General features: G+C 67.9%; 23 protein-coding genes and 1 pseudogene. 8 read left to right on the plus strand and 16 right to left on the minus strand.

Annotation, left to right across the window (positions count from 1 at the left end):
- Positions 1-56 precede the first annotated feature (56 nt).
- On the plus strand, positions 57-1,496 hold the full coding sequence (locus WT26_RS30985) for a carbohydrate porin (RefSeq protein ID WP_069274720.1): 1,440 nt from the start codon (positions 57-59) through the stop codon (positions 1,494-1,496).
- A 97-nt stretch (positions 1,497-1,593) separates the two neighbouring features.
- On the opposite strand, the gene treA is transcribed toward WT26_RS30985, so the two are convergent.
- Complete coding sequence (treA, locus tag WT26_RS30990) at positions 1,594-3,264, minus strand: alpha,alpha-trehalase TreA (RefSeq protein ID WP_069274721.1); 1,671 nt, start codon at positions 3,262-3,264, stop codon at positions 1,594-1,596.
- 167 nt (positions 3,265-3,431) lie between these two features.
- On the minus strand, positions 3,432-4,040 hold the full coding sequence (locus WT26_RS30995; protein ID WP_069274722.1) for a TetR/AcrR family transcriptional regulator: 609 nt from the start codon (positions 4,038-4,040) through the stop codon (positions 3,432-3,434).
- Between the two features lie 244 nt (positions 4,041-4,284).
- Here WT26_RS30995 and WT26_RS31000 point away from each other — a divergent pair, with 244 nt between their 5' ends.
- Together WT26_RS31000 and WT26_RS31005 are read left to right on the plus strand one after the other, a co-directional pair.
- Entirely contained in the window at positions 4,285-5,673 is a 1,389-nt protein-coding gene (locus tag WT26_RS31000; RefSeq protein ID WP_069274723.1) for an MFS transporter, read from the plus strand.
- Positions 5,674-6,018: 345 nt separating this feature from the next.
- Positions 6,019-7,230, plus strand: a complete 1,212-nt coding sequence (locus WT26_RS31005) for a winged helix-turn-helix domain-containing protein (RefSeq protein ID WP_069274724.1) — start codon at positions 6,019-6,021, stop codon at positions 7,228-7,230.
- A gap of 290 nt (positions 7,231-7,520) precedes the next feature.
- Here WT26_RS31005 and WT26_RS31010 read toward each other — a convergent pair whose 3' ends face one another.
- From WT26_RS31010 to WT26_RS31020, 3 genes are read right to left on the minus strand one after another with little or no spacing between them, the layout of a single operon-like run.
- Entirely contained in the window at positions 7,521-8,642 is a 1,122-nt protein-coding gene (locus tag WT26_RS31010; RefSeq protein ID WP_060153991.1) for an alpha/beta fold hydrolase, read from the minus strand.
- 27 nt (positions 8,643-8,669) lie between these two features.
- Entirely contained in the window at positions 8,670-9,857 is a 1,188-nt protein-coding gene (locus WT26_RS31015) for an acetate/propionate family kinase (RefSeq protein ID WP_069274725.1), read from the minus strand.
- Positions 9,854-10,864: a phosphate acetyltransferase gene (locus WT26_RS31020; RefSeq protein ID WP_081333783.1), complete on the minus strand. Its 1,011-nt coding sequence runs from the start codon at positions 10,862-10,864 to the stop codon at positions 9,854-9,856. Before WT26_RS31020 ends, WT26_RS31015 begins: the two co-directional genes overlap by 4 nt.
- A 160-nt stretch (positions 10,865-11,024) precedes the next feature.
- On the opposite strand from WT26_RS31020, the gene atpG reads away from it, so the two are divergent.
- Together atpG and atpC are read left to right on the plus strand one after the other, a co-directional pair.
- Positions 11,025-11,891, plus strand: coding sequence for an ATP synthase F1 subunit gamma (gene atpG / locus WT26_RS31025; RefSeq protein ID WP_042588322.1), 867 nt, complete (start codon positions 11,025-11,027; stop codon positions 11,889-11,891).
- A 21-nt stretch (positions 11,892-11,912) separates the two neighbouring features.
- Positions 11,913-12,368, plus strand: a complete 456-nt coding sequence (gene atpC, locus WT26_RS31030; protein WP_059589812.1) for an ATP synthase F1 subunit epsilon — start codon at positions 11,913-11,915, stop codon at positions 12,366-12,368.
- Positions 12,369-12,395: 27 nt separating this feature from the next.
- Here the strand turns inward: atpC and WT26_RS31035 are convergent, their stop codons facing one another.
- From WT26_RS31035 to WT26_RS31070, 8 genes and pseudogenes are all read right to left on the minus strand, one after another.
- A complete protein-coding gene (locus WT26_RS31035; protein ID WP_048989428.1) occupies positions 12,396-12,614 on the minus strand; it encodes a DUF1653 domain-containing protein in 219 nt (72 codons plus the stop codon).
- A 62-nt stretch (positions 12,615-12,676) separates the two neighbouring features.
- Complete coding sequence (locus WT26_RS31040) at positions 12,677-13,120, minus strand: GNAT family N-acetyltransferase (protein WP_069274727.1); 444 nt, start codon at positions 13,118-13,120, stop codon at positions 12,677-12,679.
- Positions 13,093-13,935, minus strand: a complete 843-nt coding sequence (locus WT26_RS31045; protein ID WP_069274728.1) for a Fic family protein — start codon at positions 13,933-13,935, stop codon at positions 13,093-13,095. The genes WT26_RS31040 and WT26_RS31045 overlap by 28 nt, the downstream gene beginning before the upstream one ends.
- 61 nt (positions 13,936-13,996) lie before the next feature.
- A pseudogene (locus tag WT26_RS31050) lies at positions 13,997-14,209 on the minus strand (TIGR03118 family protein); the annotation flags it as partial.
- Between the two features lie 56 nt (positions 14,210-14,265).
- Entirely contained in the window at positions 14,266-15,306 is a 1,041-nt protein-coding gene (locus WT26_RS31055; protein WP_088509975.1) for a hypothetical protein, read from the minus strand.
- Positions 15,307-15,329: 23 nt separating this feature from the next.
- Positions 15,330-16,598, minus strand: a complete 1,269-nt coding sequence (locus WT26_RS31060; protein WP_059953640.1) for an MFS transporter — start codon at positions 16,596-16,598, stop codon at positions 15,330-15,332.
- Positions 16,599-16,744: 146 nt separating this feature from the next.
- On the minus strand, positions 16,745-17,923 hold the full coding sequence (locus WT26_RS31065) for a chromate transporter (RefSeq protein WP_069274729.1): 1,179 nt from the start codon (positions 17,921-17,923) through the stop codon (positions 16,745-16,747).
- A complete protein-coding gene (locus WT26_RS31070) occupies positions 17,923-18,897 on the minus strand; it encodes a chromate resistance protein ChrB domain-containing protein (RefSeq protein WP_069274730.1) in 975 nt (324 codons plus the stop codon). Before WT26_RS31070 ends, WT26_RS31065 begins: the two co-directional genes overlap by 1 nt.
- Before the next feature lie 191 nt (positions 18,898-19,088).
- Between WT26_RS31070 and WT26_RS31075 the strand changes: the two genes are divergently transcribed.
- The 3 genes from WT26_RS31075 (at position 19,089) to WT26_RS31085 (ending at position 21,764) form a co-directional block, all read left to right on the plus strand.
- Complete coding sequence (locus WT26_RS31075) at positions 19,089-20,378, plus strand: MFS transporter (RefSeq protein ID WP_069274731.1); 1,290 nt, start codon at positions 19,089-19,091, stop codon at positions 20,376-20,378.
- 71 nt (positions 20,379-20,449) lie between these two features.
- Positions 20,450-21,241, plus strand: a complete 792-nt coding sequence (locus tag WT26_RS31080) for a substrate-binding domain-containing protein (RefSeq protein ID WP_069274732.1) — start codon at positions 20,450-20,452, stop codon at positions 21,239-21,241.
- A gap of 70 nt (positions 21,242-21,311) precedes the next feature.
- Positions 21,312-21,764: a DUF805 domain-containing protein gene (locus tag WT26_RS31085; protein ID WP_069271536.1), complete on the plus strand. Its 453-nt coding sequence runs from the start codon at positions 21,312-21,314 to the stop codon at positions 21,762-21,764.
- 46 nt (positions 21,765-21,810) lie between these two features.
- Here the strand turns inward: WT26_RS31085 and arsB are convergent, their stop codons facing one another.
- The 3 genes from arsB to WT26_RS31100 are packed head-to-tail and all read right to left on the minus strand — an operon-like array spanning position 21,811 to position 23,735.
- Positions 21,811-22,881 carry an ACR3 family arsenite efflux transporter gene (gene arsB, locus WT26_RS31090; protein WP_069274733.1) on the minus strand — a complete coding sequence of 357 codons (1,071 nt, stop codon included), beginning with the start codon at positions 22,879-22,881 and terminating at the stop codon, positions 21,811-21,813.
- 27 nt (positions 22,882-22,908) lie between these two features.
- A complete protein-coding gene (locus tag WT26_RS31095) occupies positions 22,909-23,403 on the minus strand; it encodes an arsenate reductase ArsC (protein ID WP_059538071.1) in 495 nt (164 codons plus the stop codon).
- Positions 23,400-23,735, minus strand: a complete 336-nt coding sequence (locus tag WT26_RS31100) for an ArsR/SmtB family transcription factor (protein ID WP_010093897.1) — start codon at positions 23,733-23,735, stop codon at positions 23,400-23,402. Before WT26_RS31100 ends, WT26_RS31095 begins: the two co-directional genes overlap by 4 nt.
- Positions 23,736-23,775: the final 40 nt, after the last annotated feature.

Raw genomic sequence — 23,775 nt, forward strand, 5'->3', positions numbered from 1 at the left:
TCGCGTCACCGGTTCATTCCATTAGCCAAACTAATCAATCATTCAATGAGACTCGCATGAAAAACCACTTCGAGCCCACTCCGCGCAAGACCCGTCTCCATGCGTGCGCGACGCTGCTGCTGTCGCTTGCGGCCGCGCCCGCGTTCGCGCAACCCGCATCGCCCGCAGCCGAGCCGGCCGCCGCCGCGCCCGCTCCCACCGGCTTGCGGGAACGCTCGAACCTGCTCGGCAACATGGGCGGCCTGCGCGACGTGCTCGGCGACCACGGCATCACGCTGAGCCTGCAGGAGACCAGCGAGTACCTGTACAACACGTCGGGCGGCACGGGGCGCGGCGGCGCCTACCAGGGGCTCACGCAATTCGGCTTCAACGTCGACACCGGCAAGGCGATCGGCCTGCCGGGCGGCACGTTCAACGTGTCGGCGCTGCAGATTCACGGCACCAACCTCACGCAGCGCTATCTGCAGACGCTGCAGACCGCGACCGGCATCGAGGCGAATTCGACCACGCGCCTGTGGGAGCTCTGGTACCAGCAGTCGCTGCTCGACGACAAGGTCGACGTGAAGGTCGGCCAGCAGAGCGTCGACCAGGAATTCATGGTGAGCCAGAACGCGTCGACCTTCATGAACGCCACGTTCGGCTGGCCCGTGCTGCCGTCGACCGATCTGCCGGCCGGCGGCCCCGCGTATCCGCTGTCGTCGCTCGGCGTGCGGCTGCGCGTGAAGCCGGCCGATGCGTGGACCGCGATGGTCGGCGTGTTCGACGGCAACCCGGCCGGCCGCACCGACGGCGATGCGCAGGTGCTGAACGCGCACGGCACCAACTTCAACCTGCGCAGCGGCGCATTCGTGATCGGCGAAGTGCAGTATGCGCTGAACGCGCCGCCCGCCGATCCGAAAGCGCCGCAGCCGGCCGGCCTGCCGGGCACGTACAAGCTCGGCGTCTGGTATCAGTCGCAGCATGCGAACGATCCGCGCTACGGCACCGACGGCCTGTCGCTCGCGAATCCGGCGAGCAACGGCATGCCGGCTGCGCATCGCGGCAACTACGGGTTCTACGCGGTCGCGGACCAGATGGTGTGGCGGCCCTCGGCCGACAGCCCGCGCTCGGTCGGCGTGTTCGCGCGCGTGATGGGTGCGCCGGGCGATCGCAATATCGTCGATTTCGCCGCCAACGCTGGCGTGACGCTGAAGGCGCCGTTCAAGGGACGCGACAACGACGTCGCGGGGCTCGCGGTCGGCTACGCGAAGATCGGCTCGCATGCGCGCGGCCTCGACGGCGACACCGGCGCGTACACGACACCCGACTATCCGGTGCGCCGTGCGGAGACGGTCGTCGAGGCGACCTACCAGTACCAGGTCACGCCGTGGTGGCAATGGCAGGCCGACCTGCAGCACTTCTTCCGTCCGGGCGGCGGCATCCCGAACCCGAACGCGGCCGGGGCACGCATCGGGGACGAAACGGTGGTGGGCGTGCGCACGACGATCACGTTCTGACGCACGCCGGATGCAAACACGGGCCGGACGGCCGCTCGCGCGACAGTCCGGCCCGTGCGTTTCTCTCGCGATGCGAGCGCGTGGCCCGTGCCGCGCGTCACTCCCCGTACAGCCCGAGCAGCTTCAGCGTGACGCCGTTGGTCCAGCCGAAGCCGTCCTGCAGCGGATATTCGCCGCCCCCGCCGCCGCCCGTGCCGGCGCCTTCGACCACGTACTTCTCGACGAGCTTGCCTTCGGTCGCATACACGTGCTTCACGTCGGACAGGAAACGCGTGCCGATGTCCTTCGCGAGCGCCGGTTCGCCGTAGCGCCGCAGCCCGTCGATCGCGATCCACTGCAGCGGCGCCCAGCCGTTCGGCGCGTCCCACTGCTGCCCCGTGTTCTCGGTGGTCGTCGCGAGGCCGCCCGGCTGCAGCAGCGTCTTGCGCACCTCGCGCGCGGTCGCCTTCGCGCGCTCGGGCCACGCCACGCCCGCGAACAGCGGATACAGCGCGGCGGCCGTCACGGCGTCGCGCGGCTTGCGCAGCTGCCAGTCGTAGTCGCCGTAGTAGCCGCGACGGTTCCACAGATAGCGGTTGATCGCGGCCGCACGCCGCGCCGCGCGCCCGGAAAAATCGGTCACGCAGGCCACGTCGCGCGCGACCGTGCAGCCCTTCACGATCGTCGTCTCGAGATGGAACATCAGGCTGTTCAGGTCGACCGGCACGATCGACGTCGTACGGATCGTCGCGAGCGTCTTGCCGTCGCCGAACCAGCGCGAGCTGTAGTCCCAGCCGCTTTCGGCACCCGCGCGCAGGTCGCGGTAGACCTCGTTCGCCGGACGCCCCGGCGCCGACTTCGCGGTCGTCACGTCCTCGAGATACGACTCGTCGCGCGGCGTATCGCTCGCATCCCAGTAGCGGTTCAGCACCGCGCCGTCGGGCATCGCGACCACATTGCGCGCGGCCTGCCCGCGCGGCGTCGTGGTTTCGCCCTGCATCCAGTACGCGTGCTCCTTGCGCAGTTCCGGCAGGTATTTCTGGTAGACCTTGTCGCCTTCGGCCTGTGCGGCGAGCGTGACCATGTATGCGAAGAACGGCGGCTGCGAGCGGCTCGCGTAGTACGTGCGATTGCCGTTCGGGATGTGCCCGATCGTGTCGATCAGGTGGGCGAAGTTGTCGAGCATGTCGTCGACGAGATCCTCGCGGCCCGACACCTGCAGCCCGAGCATCGTGAAATAGGTATCCCAGTAGTAGCCTTCGCGGAAGCGGCCGCCCGGCACGACATACGGCTTCGGCAGCGGGATCAGCGAACTGTACGGCGGCACCGTCGTGCTCGACCGCGTGAGTTGCGGCCACAGCCAGTCGATGTGCTGGCGCAGCGTCTGGTTCGGCGGCGGTGTCACGCCGCCTTCCGGGGGCGGCGTGAAATGCTGGCCGACGAACGCCTTCAGCGAGAAGCCCGGCTGCGATTTCTGTTGCTGATACAACTGCAGGATCGTCGCGGGATCGCTGTCGGGCGTGGCGTCGACGAAGGTCTTCTGGTCGGGATAGATCTGCGCGGTCTGCACCGCGACGAACAGGTCGCCGTAGAGCTGGCTCGGCGGCGGCAGCACCGCATTCGCCGCCGGCAATACGGACTGGACGGCGGCCCGGTTCGCGTTGTCGGCCTGCGCGGCGCAGCCGGCAACGGCGAGATACATAACGGCCAGCGCGGCGGCCCAGCGGATGCGCCGCGCCGGCGGCGCGAGCGGCGATGATGCAATCGGTGCGGCACGACGTGACGTCATGACGTGTCCCCTCCTTTCGATGGTGAGTGGGTCGGCACGAGGTCTCGTTCGCGCGGTGCGTCCGATTCGATGGCCGTCGATCGAAGCGCGTCGTTATGTGCGCCCGACTTTCGCACGAAACGCGCGCGTCATGCAAGCGACGCGTCACCCGGTTCGTGCCATTCGTGTCATTCGCGCAGATAGCCGCGCACCGCGCGCCACACGCGCGCGTCGAGCGCGGCCGCATCGGTCTCGCCGCGCTGGCCCGCCGCGTCGACGAGGCCCTTGATCATCGCGAGCAGATCGTGCGCGACGACTTCCGGCGCCGCGAGCCGCGGCGCGTCGTCCCGGCCGAACGCGAGCAGCACCGCCGCATGGATGCGGTCCGTGACCCGCTGCGCCTGCGCGCCGAGCGGCAGGCGCGCCTCCTCGAAGTCGATCAGCCGCGCGAGCGCCGGACGGCGCAACTGATGCGCGACCGCCGCGCGCACCAGCGCATGCAGGATCGCATCGCACGACGGCAACGACGCCGCGCGCGCGACGTCGTCGAGCAGCGCCGCGCTTTCGCGTTCGGCGAGCGCGGCGGTCAACGCGTCGCGATTCGGGAAGTACTGATAGAGCGAGCCGATGCTGACGCCCGCATGCGCGGCGATCGCGTTGGTCGTGTAGCCGTCGAAGCCGTCGCGCTCGAGAATGCGCGCGGCCGCCTCGACGATTGCGTCGACGGTGGCCGCCGAGCGCTGCTGGCGCGGCGATTTGCGAGGAGCGAGCGGCGTTCGGGCAGGCGTGCGGGACATGGCGCGGAGGCGGATTGAGAATGCGAGTCGATGCTCACATTCTAGAAACGCGATTTCCACACCGTCAAACGGGATATTCGGGGGACGTTCGATGACCGCGCAACCATCGGCGCGCGCGCAAAGTCGTCTCTTCCGCGCGCCGCGCCGAAGGAACAACTGTTGCAACATTCGGAACAACCGTTGCCGCGCGTGACGCGCCGGGAGCAAACGGTGCATAATGGCGTCTTTACCGCGCGCCCAGCCCATGTCGCCCGTCTTTCTAGCACCGCTCATCGTTGCCTGTGCGTTGTTCATGGAAAGCGTCGACGCGAACATCATCGTCACCGCGCTGCCCGCGATGGCGAGGGACTTCGGGCACAGCCCCGTCACGTTGAACATTGCGATCACGGCCTATGTGGTCGGGCTCGGTGTATTCATTCCGATCTGCGGCTGGCTGGCCGACCGCTTCAGCGCACGCTCCGTGTTCCGCACCGCGATCGGCATCTTCGTCGTCGGCTCGCTGATGTGCGCGGCATCCAGTTCGCTCGGCGTGCTCACGTTCGCGCGCTTCATCCAGGGCGTCGGCGGCGCGATGATGGTGCCCGTCGGCCGCATCATCATTTTCCGCGCAGTGCCGCGCTCGGATCTCGTGCGCGCGATGAACTACCTCGCGATTCCCGCGCTGTTCGGGCCCACGGTCGGGCCGCTCGTCGGCGGCTTCATCACGACCTACCTGCACTGGCGGATGATCTTCTTCATCAACGTCCCGATCGGCATCTACGGGATCTACCTCGCGAGCAAGCACATCGCGAACACGCACGAGCCCGATCCGGGCCCGCTCGACTGGTTCGGCTTCCTGCTGTCGGCCAGCGGTGCCGCGCTGCTGCTGATGGGCCTCACGCTGATCGACGGCGCGCTCACGTCACGCGCGAACGCGCTCGTCATGTGCGTGGCCGGCACCGTCCTGCTCGCGCTCTACGTGCCGTACGCGCGCCGCAAGGAACGCCCGGTGCTCGACCTCAGCTTCCTCAAGATCCCGACGTATCACGCGAGCGTCGTCGGCGGGTCGCTGTTCCGCATCGGCCTCGGCGCGGTGCCGTTCCTGCTGCCGCTCGCACTGCAGGAGGGGCTCGGCATGAGCGCGTTCCATTCGGGGCTCATCACGTGCGCGTCCGCGTTCGGCGGTGCGATGAGCCGCTCGACGGCCACCCATACGCTGCGTCGCTTCGGCTTCCGCACGGTGCTGATCTACAACGCGGCCTTCGCGGGGCTCGCGATCGCCGCGTACGGCGTGTTCCATCCCGGCATGGCGACCTGGGCGATCTGGCTGATCGTGCTCGTCGGCGGCATCTTCCCCGCGCTGCAGTTCACGAGCCTGAACTCGATGATCTATGCGGACATCTCGCCGCGCGACGCGGGCCGCGCGACCAGCCTCGGCAGCGTCGTGCAGCAGATGTCGCTCGGCCTGGGCGTCACCGTCGCGGGGCTCGTGCTGCATCTGTCGCATTGGGCGCAGGGGCACAAGACGATGGTGTGGTCGGATTTCTGGCCCGCGTTCGTCGTGGTCGGGCTGTGCTCGTTCGCGTCGATTCCGATCACCCGGCGGCTGCCGCCCGGCGCCGGCGACGAAGTCGCGCGCGGCAGGCGCCAGTAGGAACAACGGTCGGGAATCGGCGGAAGAGGCGCGGCAGAAAAAAATCAGCGGACATCCACACGGGGCCGGTGCACAGCCGCATGGATGTCCGCTCAGGGCTACGGAGCGCTTAATGGGGGCAAGCACTCCGGATTCGCTTCCTGCGTGCCATGGACATATGTGCGTCGGAAGCAGAATCGGCGCGCACACTGCAGCGCGCTCTGGAATGCACTATAAGGAATCTTCGGCCGCGCATCTGTCAACGATTGTCAGATGCGGGGCGGATACGTTGCAGGCGCGCGTCGAGCGCGCGCGCCGCTTTCGCGCTAAAGTGGTTCCCGACCATCACTCCCGGCCGCCCTTCCGATGCTTACGCTCTCGCCCGCCGCCGCCCGCGCCCTGCATCTCGCCGCGCAGGGCCTGCTGACACCGCCCCGCCGCAAGGCGACCAAATCCGACGTGCTCGACGCGATCCGCCGGATGGCGCAGCTGCAGATCGATACCATCCACGTCGTCGCGCGCAGCCCGTATCTCGTGCTGTTCAGCCGTCTCGGCGATTTCTCGCCCCAGTGGCTCGACGAGCATCTCGCCGAGGCGCGCCTGTTCGAATACTGGTCGCACGAAGCGTGCTTCCTGCCGGTCGAGCAGTTCGGCCTGATGCGCTACAAGATGCTCGATCCGTCGGGGATGGGCTGGAAATACGCGGCCGAGTGGCATGCGCGGCATCGCGCCGACATCGAACGGCTGCTCGCGCGGATTCACGCGGACGGCCCGGTGCGCTCGGCGGACTTCGTCCGCGAGGATGGCGTGAAGGGCAACGGCTGGTGGGATCGCAAGCCGGAGAAGCGCCACCTGGAAGTGCTGTTCACGACGGGCGACCTGATGGTGTCGGAACGGCGCAATTTCCAGCGCGTGTACGACGTGCGCGAACGCGTGCTGCCCGGCTGGGACGACACGCGCGACCTGCCGCCGCGCGAAGCCGTGCTGCCCGCGCTGCTCGACTACACGTGCCGTGCACTCGGCGTCGTGCGCGCGGACTGGGTGGCCGACTACTATCGGCTGCCGCGCCGCTCGTACCGCGCGGAGCTCGAACAGCTCGCCGACGCGGGCGACCTGATCCCGGTAGCGGTCGGCGACTGGAAGGAGCCGGCGTACGCGCACCATTCGCTGAACGCGCTATTGCCGGCCGCCGGGGCCGACACGCTGCGCTCGACGGTCACGACGCTGCTGTCGCCGTTCGACCCGGTCGTATGGGACCGGCGGCGTGCATCGACACTATTCGGTTTCGATTACACGATCGAATGCTATACGCCCGAGCACAAGCGGCGTTATGGCTATTTCTGCCTGCCCGTGCTGCATCGCGGCCGGCTGGTCGGGCGCGTCGACGCGAAGGCGCATCGCGCGCAGCAGGTGTTCGAACTGAAGGCCGTGCATGTCGAGCCGGGCGTGCGGTTCGGCTCGGGGCTTGCGAGCGACGTCGCGAAGGCGGTGAAGAAACTCGCGGCATGGCACGGCACGCCGGACGTCCGGGTCGGCAGCGCACCGCCGGAACTGGCGCGCGCGCTGGCGGGCGGCTGACGCACGGCCGCGTCGTTGCAACGTCCGTTTCTCCGCTGCAACGACGATTTACCCGTACCAGGGTCTGTTTACATACGGAACGCGCATGCGAATGCCCGAAATCGCGCGACGCCGCCATACGGGCGATTTCGGGCATTCCCCTGGAATGGGTTTTCAATTTGGGGTTGCCACGAGAACGGCCGCTCGCCGCGTTGTGCTCCTTGCGAATACGTCCAGTATTCGCGGCGTCGCACGCCTCGCGAGCGGCCGTTCTCGTGGCAACGCATGCGCGTTCCGTATGTAAACAGGCCCTACGCCTGCGCCGCGATCCACGCGGCGATGTCCGGCCACGCGTCCTTCAGCGTCCGCGAGCCCATGAAGAGGCCGATGTGCCCACCGGGCACGAGCCGGCTCGTCACCTGCGCCGCGGGCGTGCCGAGATACTTGACCGCATCGAACACCTGCTCCGGCGTCGTGATGTCGTCGGCTTCGCCCGCGAGCAGGTAGACGGGACAGGTCACGTCCTTCAGGTTCAGCGTGCGGCCGAGCGCGACGAACCTGCCCTTCGCGAGCCGGTTCTCCTTGAAGAGCTGCACGATCGCCTGCAGGTACCAGCGCCCGGGCAGGTCGATCGGACTTTCGTACCAGCTCGCGAACGCCTCCTGCTTGCGCAGGTAGTCCGGATCGTCGATGTGCTCGTACAGGTCGACGTGCTCGGCCAGGTAGTGCTGGTCCGGATGCATGTTCTTCCAGCCGCGCAGCATGAAGCGCCCGCGCATCAGCCCGCCGCCCATTTCCACGAGCTCGTCGTAGAACGACGTCGGATACGTGTGCACCATCTGCCGGATCGGGCCGTTGCCCGCGTCGGTGTCGATCGGCGAACCCGCGAGCACGAGGCTCGCGACCTTGTGCGGAAAGCGCGCCGCGTACATCGCCGCCATCCAGCCGCCCTGGCACAGCCCGACGAAGTTGACGCGGCCGCCGAGCTCGTCGACGCAGACGTTCAGCTCCGCCAGGTACTGGTCGATCTCGAGATCCTTCATGTCCTCGGTCGCCGATCGCCAGTCGGTCAGGTACAGGCGGCTCACGCCGTGCTCGCGCAGCGTCTGCATCAGGCTCTGGCCCGGCTGGTAGTCGGCGATCATCGCGCTGTGCCCGGCGTACGGCGCATCGACGATCGTCGGCAACCCGCGCGCCGCGCCGTCCGAATAGTCGCGAAAGATCATCGTGCGCAGTTCGAGCAGCGGCCGGTTCGCGGACGCCAGTGCCGGATGCATCTCGAAATGCAGCTTTTCCTCTTCGGCGAGGAAGCGCAGGTTGCGCGCGGTCAGTTCCGTGCCGGCCTCGAACATCGCGGTGGCGGCGGCCATCGGCCAGAAGATCGGCAGCGCGGGAATCGGGAACGGCACGCCGGCGGGCGGGGTACGAGTCATGGGTTCTCCGGAAGCGGAACGGGCGGTTCAAATGGACAAGCGGTCCAGCAGGCCGCGCGTGTGCCGCGCGATCATCAGGTTCTCGTCAGTCGGGATCACGCGCACCGTCACGCGCGATGCGCCGCCGGAAATCACCGGCCGGTTGCCGGCGTTCGCGGCGGCGTCGAGCTCGATGCCGAGCCAGCCTGCCGCGCGGCAGATGCGCTCGCGCACCGCGGGCGCGTTCTCGCCGATGCCGGCGGTGAAGACCAGCGTATCGAGGCCGCCCAGCACGCCGGCCAGCGCCGCGAGCTCGCGCGCCGCGCGATACGTGAACAGGTCGACCGCATGCGCGGCCGCCGCCGAGTCGCTCGCGAGCAGGGTGCGCATGTCGCTCGACAGGCCGGACACCCCGAGCAGGCCGGACTCCTCGTAGATCAGGTGTTCGACCTCGTCGATCGTGCGTCCTTCGTGGCGCAGCAGATACAGGATCGCGCCCGGGTCCAGCGCGCCCGTGCGCGTGCCCATCGGCAGCCCGTCGAGCGCCGTGAACCCCATCGTGCTCGCGACGCTGCGGCCTTCCGCAAGCGCGCACATGCTCGCGCCGTTGCCGAGGTGGGCGACGACCGTGCGGCGCTGCGTCCACGACGCATCGAGCGCAGCGAGCGCCGTCGCGATGTATTCGTACGACAGCCCGTGAAACCCGTAGCGCATGATGCCCTGCTCCGTCAGCGCGCGCGGCAGCGCGAATTCGCGTTCGAGCGCCGGCAGCGTGTGATGGAACGCCGTGTCGAAGCACGCCACCTGCGGCAGATCGGGCGCGAGCGCGCTCACCGCGCGGATCGCATCGACGTGATGCGGCTGGTGCAGCGGTGCGAGCGGCGACAGCGACGCGATCTTCGCGAGCACGTCGTCGTCGATCCGCACCGGCGCGGAAAAATACCGGCCGCCGTGCACGACCCGGTGCCCGACGCCGTCAAACCCCGCGTCGTCGCCGACATGGCGCGCGAACCATGCATGCAGCGCGTCGATCGCGCCGTGGTGGCCCGTGCCCGCGACCGGGTGGTCGGCCAGCGTCGCGCCGCGCGCGTCCTTCACGACCAGGTGCGGCGCGTCGTGCAGGCTGTCGACCTGGCCGTGGACGCCCGCGCCGAGCGAGCGGTCTTCCAGCGTGTCGTACACGGAGAACTTGATGCTCGACGAGCCGGCATTCAACACCAGAACCGGATGTTTCATCGCGATGCCCCATCGATGTCGGCGAGGCCGGCGATGCCGGCGCGGCCGGCCGACGCGCGCGTCGCGTGCGCGTAGAGCGCCGCGACCGCGCAGCTCGCCATCCGCGTGCGCTCGTTGTCGGCGCGACTCGTCAGGATGACCGGCACGCGCGCGCCGAGCACGATGCCCGCCGCATCGGCGTTCGCGAGGAACGTCAGCTCCTTCGCGAGCAGGTTGCCGGCTTCGATATCGGGTGCGAGCAGGATGTCCGCATCGCCCGCGACGCTCGAGCCGAGATGCTTGAGCCGCGCGGCTTCCAGGTTGATCGCGTTGTCGAGCGCGAGCGGGCCGTCGACGATCGCACCCGTGAGCTGGCCGCGCTCGGCCATCTTGCACAGCGCGGCGGCTTCGAGCGTCGACGGCAGCTTCGACGTGACCGTCTCGACCGCCGACAGGATCGCGACCTTCGGCCGGTCGACGCCGAGCACGCGCGCGAGATCGATCGCGTTCTGCGTGATTTCGGCCTTCTGCTCGAGCGTCGGACGGATGTTGACCGCCGCATCGGTGATGAACAGCGGCTTCGGATAGGTCGGCACGTCCATGATGAACACGTGGCTGAGACGGCGCTCGGTACGCAGGCCCGCGCCGTCGCGCACGACCTCGGCGAGCAGCTCGTCGGTGTGCAGGCTGCCCTTCATCAGCGCGTCGGCTTCGCCCATGCGCACCAGCTCGACCGCGCGGGCCGCCGCCGCATGGCTGTGCGGCGCATCGACGAGCCGGTAGCCGGACAGGCCGATGCCGAGCGACGCGGCGAGCGCCGTGATGCGCGCCTCGGGGCCGACGAGCACGGGCTCGATGATGCCGGCGCGCGCGGCATCGACGGCCGCGCGCAGAGAGACGTCGTCGCACGGATGCGCGACCGCGACCTTGACCGGGGGAAGCGCACGGCAACGCGCGATCAGCGCGTCGTATTTCTGGTGCGGGCGGGAATCGACGGAATCGGACATCGGGCAAGGCTCCCTTGTCATGTGGGCGGGGAACGTGCTGCATGCTGCAATGCATTCTTGTGCGAATTCCACGACGGTTTTTTGACATTGGTCAGATAGGTCAGGAGAAGTCCCGATAGCATCGATTCGTCCGCGACGGCATGCGCACCGCAACCGCCGCACCCTTTCCGCCGGGACGCTCATGCATATCCGTGAAATCCGCTCGAAGATCGCCAGCACCTCGTCCACGCGCAAGATCACGCGTGCGATGGAGATGATGGCGCGCACCAAGATGGCGAGCGCGCAGAAGCGTGCGCGCGATTTCCGCCCCTACGCCGCCAAGGTGAAAGCGATGGCCGAGCGCCTGATCCGCGACCGGCCCGACTACATGTCGGCGCTGATGGCGCGGCGCGACCCGGTGCGCCGCATCGGCCTGATCGTCGTCAGCACCGATCGCGGGCTGTGCGGCCCGCTCAACGCGCGGCTCCTCGTCCACTGCGTCGACGCGCTCGAGCAATGGGACGAGGCCGGCATCGAGTTCGAACTGAGCGTGATCGGCGCGCGCGGCGTCGCGCCGCTGTCGCGCTACGGCGCGCACATCACCGCCCGCACCGGCAGTCTCGCCGGCGAGCCGCGTTTCGACGCGCTGCTCGGCGCGTTGCTCGTGCCGCTGACCGCGTTCATCAACGGCGAGCTCGACGAAGTGCGCGTCGCGTACAACCGGCTGACGAGCGCGCTGACCTACGAACCGCGGATCGACACGGTGCTGCCGGTCGTCGGCCTCGACGACGCGCCGCACGCCGGCGGCATGTCGTCCGACTACCTGTACGAGCCGGGGCCGCGCCCCGTCGCGGACACCGTCCTGCTGCGCTACGTCGAGGCGGTGCTTTATCAGGCCGTCGTCGAGAACTACGCGTGCGAGCAATGCGCGCGGATGTTCAGCATGCAGACCGCGACCGACAACGCGGACCGCGTGCTGCGCGACCTGCGCAACCTGTACCAGAAGACCCGGCAGGCGCAGATCACCACCGAGCTGTGCGAGATCGTCGCCGGCGCGGCAGCCGTTTGAAGGAGGCGCATCGTGGAACCCATCCCCGTGCTGCAGCTCGACATCCTGAGCATCGACGACGTGCTGTTTTCCGGCGTCGCGCGCGCCGTGACCGTTCCCGGCGAGAGCGGCGAACTCGGCATCCATCCGCATCATGCGCCGCTCTTCACGCGGCTGCGGCCCGGCGTCGTGACGGTCACCGACGCGAAGACCGGCGAGCACCGCCGCATTCTCGTCGCGGGCGGCGTGCTGGAAGTGAGCCGGGACGGCGTGACGCTGATCGCCGATCACGCGCTGCGCACGCCCGAACTGGACGCGCTGCGGGCCCGCGAGGCGCGCAATGCGGCGAACGACTGGCGCCGGCGCTACGCGCAGGAGAGCCGGCGCGCGTTCGATTTCGCGGCCGCGCGCGCTGAATTGATGGACGAGATTCGGCGGTTCTTCCTGCTGGCGCTGCGGCAAGGCGCGGCGGGGGAACGGACGGGCGGCGCCGGCTGAGGGCCGCAAGCCGCCCGCGCGGCACGGTCAGTCGCGCAGCTTGCGGAAACGCGGCGTGCCGTCTTCGAGGCTGCCGTTGAACATCGCTTCCGGCCGCACCCACAACCCGCGCGCATGCGGCCACAGGTGTTCGTACACGACCACCGATTCCTCGGTTTCGGAATGGCGGGCAACGCCGATGTAGCGATACAGCCCGCCCTTGTAATGGCGATGCGTCGCGAGCTGTTCAGCTTCCTGTTCGGTCATGGCGTGCTTCCTTCAGCGTGGCGAAAAGCGCGTATTGTATGCGCGCCGCCGGGACTCAACACCTAGCGCGCCGTGTAGATGTCGGGCCGCCGCAATTCCATCATCCGCTCGGGATGCGACGGCGGCTCGAAGCCGACCGGCCGGTACAGCTCGTGCGCATCGGACGTCACGAGCATGATGCGGCGCAGGCCCTGCACCATCTCCTGCGCGAACACGTGGTCGATCAGCGCGCGGCCGTAGCCGTTGCCGCGTTCGGCAGGCAACACGAACACATCACAGAGGTACGCGAACGTCGCGTGATCGGTCACGAGCCGCGCGAACCCCACCTGCCGCGCGCCGACGTAGGCGCCGAAGCACAGCGAGCCGTCGATCGAGCGGTCGAACACGTCGCGCGGAATGCCCTGCGACCAGTACGCGTCGCGATGCAGGAAATCGAAGATCGCGTCGATGTCGAGTTCGCGCTTGTCGGTGGAAAATCTCAGCGTGGCGGGGGTGGCAGCAGGCACGTCGGTTCTCCGTTCGGATGGTTGGGAAAATGATCGGCGTCGGGCTTCGCGGCATACGGCAGCCCGAGCACGTCGAGATACAGATGAAGCGCGCGCCGCACCGCTTCCGCGACCACGCGCGCGATGTTGTCGAACTCGCCGCCGGCGCACGCGCGGTCCAGCGCGTCATGGTAGGCAGGCCGGTCTTCGTTGCGAATGATCGCGGGCGGATAGCCGTCCTTCATCAGTTCGAAAGCGAGCAGCAGCCGCGCGGTCCGGCCGTTGCCGTCGACGAACGGATGGATCTTCAGGAGCCGCGCATGCAGTTCGGCCGCACGCATGACCGGATGCATCGCGCCGGCCTCGCGATACCAGCCGATCAGCGCCGCCATGTCGGCGGGCAGGTCCAGGAAGCCGGGCGGCACCGTGCTCGCGCCCGCGATCGCGACGTTCTCGTGGCGGTAGCGCCGCACGTCGCCGTCGCCGATCCGGTTCAGCACCAGCCGGTGAAGATTGCGGATCTGCCGCTCGGACAGCGCCTCGCGCTTCGACACGATGTCTTCGACATAGCCGATTGCGTCGCGATGATGCGTCGCGTCGAGATGTTCACGCAGGGTCGTCCCGTCGATCGTGATGCATTCGAGCACGGCCCGCGTCTCGCGCGGCGTCGGGGCGCCGCCCTCGATCACGCTTGCCTGACCGGCCCATTCCCGCACGAGCGTGTCGCGCAACGACGCAACCGCCTGCTGCGACAGCGGACGCGCGGCATCGAGCGTCGCCTTGTCGGCGTCGATCGATTTCAGGAATTTCAGGAGCGTGGCGGACTGGCTGGACATCAGGCGTTCCGGAACCGCGTTTGACGTCAGCCAGTATATCTCCCGGCGGACACGCTCGCGATCATGGACCGACGTCGATGCGACCGTAGAGGCCGTCGGCCTCGCCGTTTGGCCCCGCGGCGAAGAACAGCGTGTTGGCGGGCTGACTGTCGAGGCCATTGCCGAATGCCATGCCCCACAGCCCCGGCTCGACGATCGCGCCGCCGTCACCTTGCTCGAGGGTCCCGAGCACGATCCCGGAAGTCGCATCGAACGCGTGGATCATGCCGTCGCCGCATTTCCTGCTCCGACAAATCGTCGCCTCGCAAATCGGCCGCCGTCACCACCGACTTATCGAGGTTCGAAAATGCGCAGCACCGGCCCCCCGTCGACCCGTTTCAGCGGGAAATACGAGCGGTGCGTAGTCGAGTCGACCGCGACGACATGCGCATTGGGTCCGACGCGGCCTTCGCCGATCCTGGCCACGTTGGCGCCCTGCACGCGGAACATCGAAACCGTGCCGGCCTCACCCGCGACGTAAAGCGTGCCCGGCCCCGGATCCAGCGCCAGCACGTCCGGATCGGCTCCGACATCGAATGACCGGACAACCTGCTTCGTATGCAAATCGAACACGATCAGCTTGTCGTTACCTTCGCACGCGATGAACGCGAGACTGTCGCGCGCATCGATCAACAGGCCGTGATTGCCTTTGGCGCCCGGCAAATCGAAGCGGCCGACGACGCGATCGGTCGCGGGGTCGATTTCGACCAGCTGACCGCGCGTCTGGACGTTCACGAAGATGTGACGCGAAACCGGGTCGTACTGCGTATTGCCAACCTCGCCGTCGAGCGGAATCGTGGCGACGCGCCGATTGCTCCGGACATCGATGACGGTTTCCGTCTTCCCGTATTCATCGGAGACGTACAGCTTGCGCACGTCGGGGGCGTAGGCCATCCCGTCCGGGTAGTGTCCTCCGGGCATGCGCGCGACGATCTTCAGCGTCGCGGCGTCGATCGCGACGATCTCGTCGGTGCCGGTCGCGGATGCGTATACGCGCGACAGTTCCGGAACGGCGAGGACGCCGTGCACCGAAGACACGTCCGCAATCTGCGCGGTCACGCGTGACGCACGCGTGTCGAAGACAACGACTTCCCCATCGCCGAGGTGCGCGATGAACAGCAGGTTGCCGCGCGCGTCCAGGCTCGCATAGTCGAGCCGCGTCGGGCGGCCGGGCAGCGGAATGTCCGCGACGTGCTTCAACGGCAGGCTGCCGAGCGAGGCTTGGTCGCCGGCCGCGAAAACGCGATGGACGAGCACGCCCGACGCCCCGAGTACTGCGGACAGCACAAACGGCAGCAGAAGTACGACGCACCGGTTTCGAAGGTGTTTCACGATTTCCTCCTGCGACCACGCCGCTATCGCCGCGCCCCTTCATGGAGCCCGATATGGCGAAAAGCAGCGAGCAACGACAGGTCATAGGCAATCTTCAACGCACCGCACGCAACGAGCGGCGCGCCGAGCCAGCCGAGGCCGAAGAGGCCGCCGGCCAGCGTCGGCGCGATCGCCGCCGCGAGGCTGCGCGGCACGGAGGTGAAGCTGGCCGCGGCCGGGCGCTCCGCCGGCGTGACGACGGCCATCACGTAGGCGGTTCGGGTCGGCACGTCCATCTGTGACATCGCGCTGCGCATCAGCAGGAGCGTCAACGTCAGCGGCAGTGTCGGCGCCAGCGCCGCGCCGATCAGGCAGACGCTCGACGGAATGTGCGTGAACACCATCGTGTTGAGCAGGCCGATCCTGCGCGATAGCGGCGCCGCCAAAAGTTGCGAGCCTGCGGCGAGCAGTCCCGCGCAGAAAAAGAACCGGCCCGCCGCACCGGGTGAAAGACCGAAACGCAGCATCAGCCATAGCGACAGCAGCGAGTTGACGACAAGACCGCCCGCGAACGCATCGACGCTGAACAGCAGCGCAAGCCGCGTGACGATGCGCCGCGATGGCCCGAGCGGCGGCGCGGCCGTCGCCGGACGCGCTCCGGCGTGGGGCAGCCGGCCGTACAGCACGCAAACCGTCACGCCGGTCAACGCGTACACGACGAACATCGCGCGCATCGCGGCGAGCAGCGGCACCCCGGCATGCGAAGCAAGCCAAGGCGGCAGGCCCGCCGCGAGCGCGCCCAATGCGGCCGAAACCGCGCCGACGAGGCTGTAGCGGGCAAACAGCGCGGTCCGCGCGTCGCCGGTTGCCGATTCGGCAAGACGCGCCTGTTCGAGCGGCAGGAACAGGCTGACGTCGCCGGAGCTCGGGTTGAGCGTGCCGACGAAGGCCACCACGAGCAGCGGCCACAAGGTCGACAGGCTGGCGAAGCCGATGCCGGTCGCGGCCATCAGCGCCGCTGCGAGCGTCAGCATCCGACGGTGCGGGAAGCGGCTGGCCACTGTGCCGACCGCGATCGTCGCGACGGCCGAACCCATCAACGTCGCGGTGCTGATCAGCCCCACGTCGATTTGCGCGAAACCAAGGGAGAGCAAGTACGCGGGGAGCAGCACCGCGATGAAACCGTCGCAAAAGCCGCGCAAGCCGCGGCTCGCGAGGATGAGCCACGCGGCATGCTCGACCTCGGCGGGAAGCAGCCAGCGCGAGAGTCGCAACGCGAACGGGATGGCCGTGCGGCCGCCAGGCTCATGCATCGCGCCGGCACCACGCATGGAGCGCATAGAAGCCGCAATGTTCGTCGTGGCGTCCGAGTTCGACGTCAGACACGTCGCCAAATCCGGTCCGAATGCGCTGTACGGCTTTCATCCGATACGTCATGCTCGCCTCCCGGCCATGCGCGTCAACGATGGAGCAACGGGTAAGCCACCAGCCCGAAGAGTGCCGCCGCGATCACGATCACCGGTTCCTGAAGCTTCTTGAAGCGCCACAGCAGCAGCACGGTCGTGACGGCGAGCAGTGCGGTCGGGACGTCGACGATCGACCGCTTCGCGATGACGAGGACGGAGCCCGTGATCGCGCCGACTGCTGCAGCCGTAATGCCATCGACGAATGCCTTGACGCCCGGACGGTGCCCGTACTTCTTCACGTAGGGCGCGGGAATGACCGTGAACAGGTAACACGGCAGGAATGTCCCGAGCGCGGCGACGCATGCGCCAGGCAGGCCCGCCACGAGGTACCCGATAAAGCCGACGGTGATCACGACCGGGCCCGGCGTGATCATCGCGACCGCAACGGCATCCACGAACTGCTTGTCGTTCAGCCAGTGATGTTCGGTAACGACGCCGCCATAGAGGAACGGCACGATCGCGAGTCCGGAGCCGAACACGAACGCGCCGGCCTTCATGAAGAACGCACCGATCTGGACGAGCTGCGGCAGGTCGATGCCGCTCAGCAGGCCGGTTGCCGCCGGCAGGTTCGCGCCGGCGAGCGCGTTCAGCCCGCCCTTGTGCAGCCATTTCGGCGGCGCGCGCCGGAACCAGCCGATCAGCCCGGCGACGATGAAGAGCCATGCGATTTCCGATTCCGTGATTAAGGTCACGGCAGCCAGCGTCAGGAAGATCGCCCAAAGGAGCCTGTCGTTGCCGACTGTCTTGGTCGTGAGCTTGTAAGCGCTCATCGCGATGATGCCGACCACCGCGGCACCGACGCCGTAGAAGACGGCCTGCATCCACGACAGCCCGCCAAAATGCGCGTACGCGAACCCGAGCGCGAGCACCATCAGGAACGACGGCAGCACGAACGCGATGCCGACGAGTGTCGCCCCGAGAAGGCGGTAGTGGACGAACCCGAGATAGATCGCGAGCTGGGCCGCCATCGGCCCCGGTGCGAGCTGGGCCAGCGTGAGCCCTTCCTTGTAATCGGCCTCGGTGATCCAGCCGCGTCGCTCGACCAGATCGCGACGCATATAGCCTGCGAGCGCGACCGGTCCGCCGAAACCGAACGTGCCGAGACGCAGCATGTAGGCGACCAGTTTGCCAAGCGAGTAGGTCGGCGCATTCGTGGCAATCGTCGTGGTCATCAACGTCCCCCGGTTTCGCTCTTTCCATTCGATGCGAAGTGCACGTACAGCGCGTCGAGCACCGCGCCCATCTGCTCCAGCAATTGTTCGTCGCTTTCGGCGCGTTGGCGCGTGCCGGCCATCACGGCCTCGAAGCCCGCTGCTTCAGGCGCGGCGGAACCGCCCACATCGAGCGCGTGCACGATCTCGCCGACGCGCATCAATGCCGGATCCTTGTCGAGTCCGAAGCTGGCCAGCAGAACTTCAAATGTCACGCGCTCGCCCACGTGCGTAAAAGTCGCGCCATCGAAATCGAAGCCCAGCGCGTCAGCCGGGCAGTCCGCCGGCGACGCGAGCCAGATGAAGCGCGCTTGCGCGTCGATGAATCGGCGGATCAGCCACGCACTGGCGACGCGATCGACCCACATCCGCTGTCGCGTCGCCCAGGCGCGTCCTTGGTACTCGCCGATCGCGAGCGGACGAATGACGCGGTCCGCGGCATGCGGCTCGCCCGGCGACAGCACCGTGTCGACCAGCGCACCGAAATCCTGCAGAGCGACTTCGGCGCGGGTGGCCGAATCACCCGGGAAATAGTCGATCGCCCGGATCGCGTCGAAATCCTTGCGCAGGCGGCGCAGCAGCCGTGCCAGTTCCGTGGCGGACTGCCCGGCAAGCGTCTTGCGGGCGTCCGCGAGCGCCCCGTTGAAGGCGGCGTACTCCTCGTCGCGATCGAACAGCGCGCGGAATTCCCCTTCCTGCGACGCGTCGAGGCTCGGCGCACGCAACAGGTGGGCGGTGCCGCCGCTTTCGGCGATCGCACCCGCGAGCTCGCGCAGCATGCGTTCCCGCTCCTCCGTGTACGGCAACAGGTAAATGCCGTCGCGCAGCACGGCACAGCCTTTCGCCTTGAGCGCGCGCCAGAACCGCATGCGGGCCGTCGCGTTTTCCGTCGGGAGGGTCAGAACAAGCAGCGACCATGTGGAAACAGCTTTCATGTAGTGAATGCTACTCACGCGTTACGACATCTACAAATTTACTTTGAGCGGCTTGCCCGCCCGATTGATAGCCCACACGCATCAATCCTTCGAAAAAATGCACTTCACGCAGCCGCCGATCCGGACCACCATGAGCACCTCGTCCCGGCCCCACCCGGACGTCATCCAATGAAATATCCGGAGACAACCCGATGTCACATTCCGTGGCCACCCCTTCCCCGTCCAGGGCCGCGGCCGTATTCCGCGTCACGGCCGGCAATTTTCTCGAGCAGTTCGATTTCTTCCTGTTCGGCTTCTACGCCACGCAGATCGCGTCGGTGTTCTTCCCGTCGACGAGCGAATTCGCGTCGCTGATGATGACCTTCGCGGTGTTCGGCGCGGGCTTCCTGATGCGGCCGCTCGGTGCGATCGTGCTCGGCGCGTACATCGACGAGGTCGGCCGCCGCAAGGGCCTGATCGTCACGCTGTCGATCATGGCGAGCGGCACCATCCTGATCGCGTTCGTGCCGGGCTACGCGACGATCGGGCTGCTCGCGCCGGCCGCCGTGCTCGCCGGCCGGCTGCTGCAGGGCTTCTCCGCGGGCGCGGAACTGGGCGGCGTGTCGGTCTATCTGGCCGAATTGGCGACGCCCGGCCGCAAGGGCTTCTTCACGAGCTGGCAATCGGCGAGCCAGCAGGTGGCGATCGTCATCGCGGCGGCCCTCGGCTTCGCGCTCAATCAGTGGCTGAGCGCGTCGACCATCGCCGCGTGGGGATGGCGCGTGCCGTTCCTCGTCGGCTGCCTGATCGTGCCGTTCATCTTCATGCTGCGCCGCAACCTGGAGGAAACCGAAGAATATGCGCAGCGCCGCCATCGCCCGTCGATGCGCGAGGTGTTCGCGACGCTCGCGCGCAACTGGGGCGTCGTGGTCGCCGGCATGATGCTGGTCGCGATGACCACCACGAGCTTCTACCTGATCACCGTCTACGCGCCGACCTTCGGCAAGACCGTGCTGCATCTGAGCACCGCCGACAGCCTGCTCGTGACGCTCTGCGTGGGCGTGTCGAACTTCGTGTGGCTGCCGATCGGCGGTGCGCTGTCCGACCGTTTCGGCCGCCGCCCGGTGCTGCTCGCGATGACCGCGCTGAACGTGCTGACCGCGTACCCCGCGCTGTCGTTCCTCGCGCACGCGCCGTCGTTCGTCAACATGCTGCTCGTCCTGCTCTGGCTCTCGTTCATGTACGGGATCTATAACGGTGCGATGGTCGTCGCGCTCACCGAAGTGATGCCGGTGCAGGTGCGTGTCGCGGGCTTCTCGCTCGCGTACAGCCTCGCGACGGCCGTGTTCGGCGGCTTCACGCCGGCCATCTCGACCGGGCTCATTCACATGACGGGCGACAAGGCCGCACCCGGCTACTGGATGAGCTTCGCCGCCGCGTGCGCGTTCGGCGCGACGGTGCTGCTGTACAGCCGCCGCCGCGACGCGCTGCGCGCCGCGTGACCGGCCCCCGCTGCCCACTCACGCGCGGCGCCGGCGCGCCGCGCTTTCTCCCGACTTCCGGAATCCGCAAGATGAACCATCGACCATTCACCCGCCGCGCGGCAATCTGGCTCGCCGCCGCCGCGCTCGCCGCCACCGCGCTCCAGGCCCGCGCCGCCGAACTGCACGTGATGAGCTCGGGCGGCTTCACCGCCGCCTACCAGCAGCTCGGCCCCGGCTTCACCGCCGCGACCGGCGACACGCTCGACACGATCCGCGGCCCGTCGATGGGCAAGTCGCCCGAAGCGATTCCGAACCGGCTCGCGCGCGGCGAGCCCGCCGACGCCGTGATCATGGTCGGCTACGCGCTGGACGATCTGATCAAGCAAGGCAAGGTCATCCCGGGATCCCGCGTCGAGCTGGCCGATTCGCGCATCGGCATGGTCGTGCGCGCGGGCGCGCCGAAACCGGACATCGGCACCGTCGACGGGCTGAAGGACGCGCTGCTGCACGCGAAATCGATCGCCTACTCCGACAGCGCGAGCGGCGTGTATATCGAACGCGAGTTGTTCAGGAAGCTCGGCATCGATGCGCAGGTTCGCCCGAAGGCGGCGATGGTGCCGAAGATCCCGGTGGCGTCGGTCGTCGCGAACGGCGACTACGAAATCGGCTTCCAGCAGGTCAGCGAGCTGCTGCCGGTGCCGGGCGTCACGTACGTCGGCAAGATTCCCGAATCGCTGCAGTCCGTCACGCGCTTCGCCGCCGGCATCCCCGTCGGCGCCGCGCATCCGGAGAACGCGAGGAAGCTGCTCGACTATCTGGCGTCGCCGCAGGCGCAGCCGGTCGTGCGCGCGACCGGGCTCGATTCGGTGACGACGCGCTGAAGTGCCGGACGCGGCGACGCGCGATTCTGGTATCGTCCTCGGATCTCCGCTCACCGACCACACGCACCGGATGTCCAAGAACCTTCGCCTCGGCGCAGGCAGCTACCTGCTTTTGATGTCGCTCGGCTTGATCGCATGGTCGCTGCTGACCGGGTTCGCCTGCATCGGCTTCGCCGCGAAAGGGAAGCTCGGGCTCGCCGAGCTGAACAGGATCGTGTCGCTGCTCGGCACGGCGCTCGGCATCGCGTTCTACGCGGCGTCGACCCGACGCCTGCGCGACCTGAACTTCCCCGGCTGGACCGTCAAGGTGCTCGCGTTTCCGCTCATCGGCGTGATCGTGCTGCCGGTGCTGTGCTTCCTGTCCGGCCACCGCTGGGACAATCAGTTCGGGCCGGCGCCCGCGCCGTCCGGGTTCGTCAAGATCGCGGCCGCGCTGATCCTGTTCGCGATCGCTGTCGTGACCGCGCGCTGGGCGCTCGGCGTGTATGTTCAGACACGCTATCTGCTCGCCGCCGGCCTCTGAGCGTGCGGCCAGCATCGCATGACCACGGCGCCCAAGCCCTCGGTGCTCAAGCCCGCTCGTACCAGCCCTTCGAACGGTTGACCACGCGCACGACGAGCAGCATGACCGGTACCTCGATGAGCACGCCGACGACGGTCGCGAGCGCCGCGCCCGAGTGGAAGCCGAACAGGCTGATGGCGGCCGCCACGGCCAGCTCGAAAAAATTGGACGCGCCGATCAGCGCCGACGGGCACGCGACGCTGTGTTTCTCGCCGACGATGCGATTGAGCCCGTAGGCGAGCGCTGCGTTGAAGAACACCTGGATCAGGATCGGCACCGCGAGCAGCGCGATCACCAGCGGCTGCTTCAGGATCGCCTCGCCCTGGAACGCGAACAGCAGCACCAGCGTGGCCAGCAGCGCGGCGATCGACCAGGGGCCGACCCTCGCCATCGCGCGGTCGAACGCCGCCTGCCCTTTCGCAAGCAGCAGCTTGCGCCAGATCTGCGCGAGGATCACCGGGATCACGATGTAGAGCACGACCGACGTGAGCAGCGTCGCCCATGGCACCGTGATCGCGGACATCCCCAGCAGCAGGCCGACCAGCGGCGCGAAGGCGATCACCATGATGCTGTCGTTCAGCGCGACCTGCGACAGCGTGAACAGCGGATCGCCGCCGGTCAGCCGGCTCCATACGAACACCATCGCCGTGCACGGCGCGGCGGCCAGCAGGATCAGGCCGGCGATGTAGCTGTCGATCTGGTCGGCCGGCAGCATCGGCGCGAACAGCTGCCGGATGAACAGCCAGCCGAGCAAGGCCATCGAAAACGGCTTGACGAGCCAGTTCACGACGAGCGTGACGCCGATCCCCCGCACGTGCTGGCGAACCTCATGCAACGCGCCGAAGTCGACCTTGACGAGCATCGGCACGATCATCACCCAGATCAACAGCCCGACGGGGAGGTTGACCTGAGCGTATTCCATGCGCGCTATGCGCTGGAACAGGTCAGGCAGCGCCTGGCCGAGCGCGATGCCGAGCACGATGCAAAGCGCCACCCAGACGGTCAGGTAGCGCTCGAAGAAGTTGATGCCAGGCTTGGCGACTGCCCTTTCCGGCGGGGCGACGTTGGACGTGTTCATGGGACGGCTCGATGCTCAGGTATCCGATCAGTTTTGCGAGATGTCGGCCAGGGCCGTCCGGAGTTCCGCATCGCCCATGCGATCGAGCGGCAGCATCAGCATCTGCAGCATGCGATAGCCGATCGCCTGGCGGGTGAGCTCGAACGCGAGCCGCTTGCCGTCGTCGCCGCCCGGCGCGTTCGACGGATCGGCGTAGCCCCAATGCACGTTGACGGGACTGCCGGGCCAGTACGGGCAGGTCTCCGCCGCCGCGCTGTCGCACACCGTGATGACGATGCGCATTTCAGGCGCGCCGTCGCCGACGAATTCGTCCCAGCTCTTGCTGCGGCAGCCGCCGACGTCGACGCCCGCGCGCGTCAGCGCGTCGAGCGCGAACGGATTGAGCCGCCCGCTCGGCGCACTGCCGGCGCTGTACGCGCGCACGTCCTTGCCGAGCTTCGCGGCCCAGTGATTGAGCATCCCTTCCGCGAGCACGCTGCGCGCGGAGTTGTGGGTGCAGAGGATCAGTACGTTGGTGGTCATGGGCGACGCTCGCCGGTCGTGGAACACGCGGCCGCCGGCGAGCAGGGATTGCCGCCGCAGCAGTTTTCCGTGAGGTACGCCAGCAGCCCGTTCATCGTCGCGAAGTTCGCGCAATAGATCACGAAGCGGCCCTCCTGGCGGCTGGTGACGAGCTGCGCATGCGCCAGCTCCTTCAAGTGGAACGACAGCGACGACGGGGGCGCGTCCAGCAGCGTGGCAATCTGGCCGGCCGGCAGCCCTTGCGGCCCCGCCTGCACCAGTGCGCGGAAGATGGCGAGCCGGGATTCGTGCGCGAGCGCCGCGAGCGCGGCAATGGTCTGGTTCGTTTCCATTATTCGATAATAGTCGAAATATCGAATCGTGAGAAGCCGT

The sequence above is a fragment of the Burkholderia cepacia genome (genome assembly GCF_001718835.1).
GTDB classification, from domain to species: Bacteria; Pseudomonadota; Gammaproteobacteria; order Burkholderiales; family Burkholderiaceae; genus Burkholderia; species Burkholderia cepacia_F.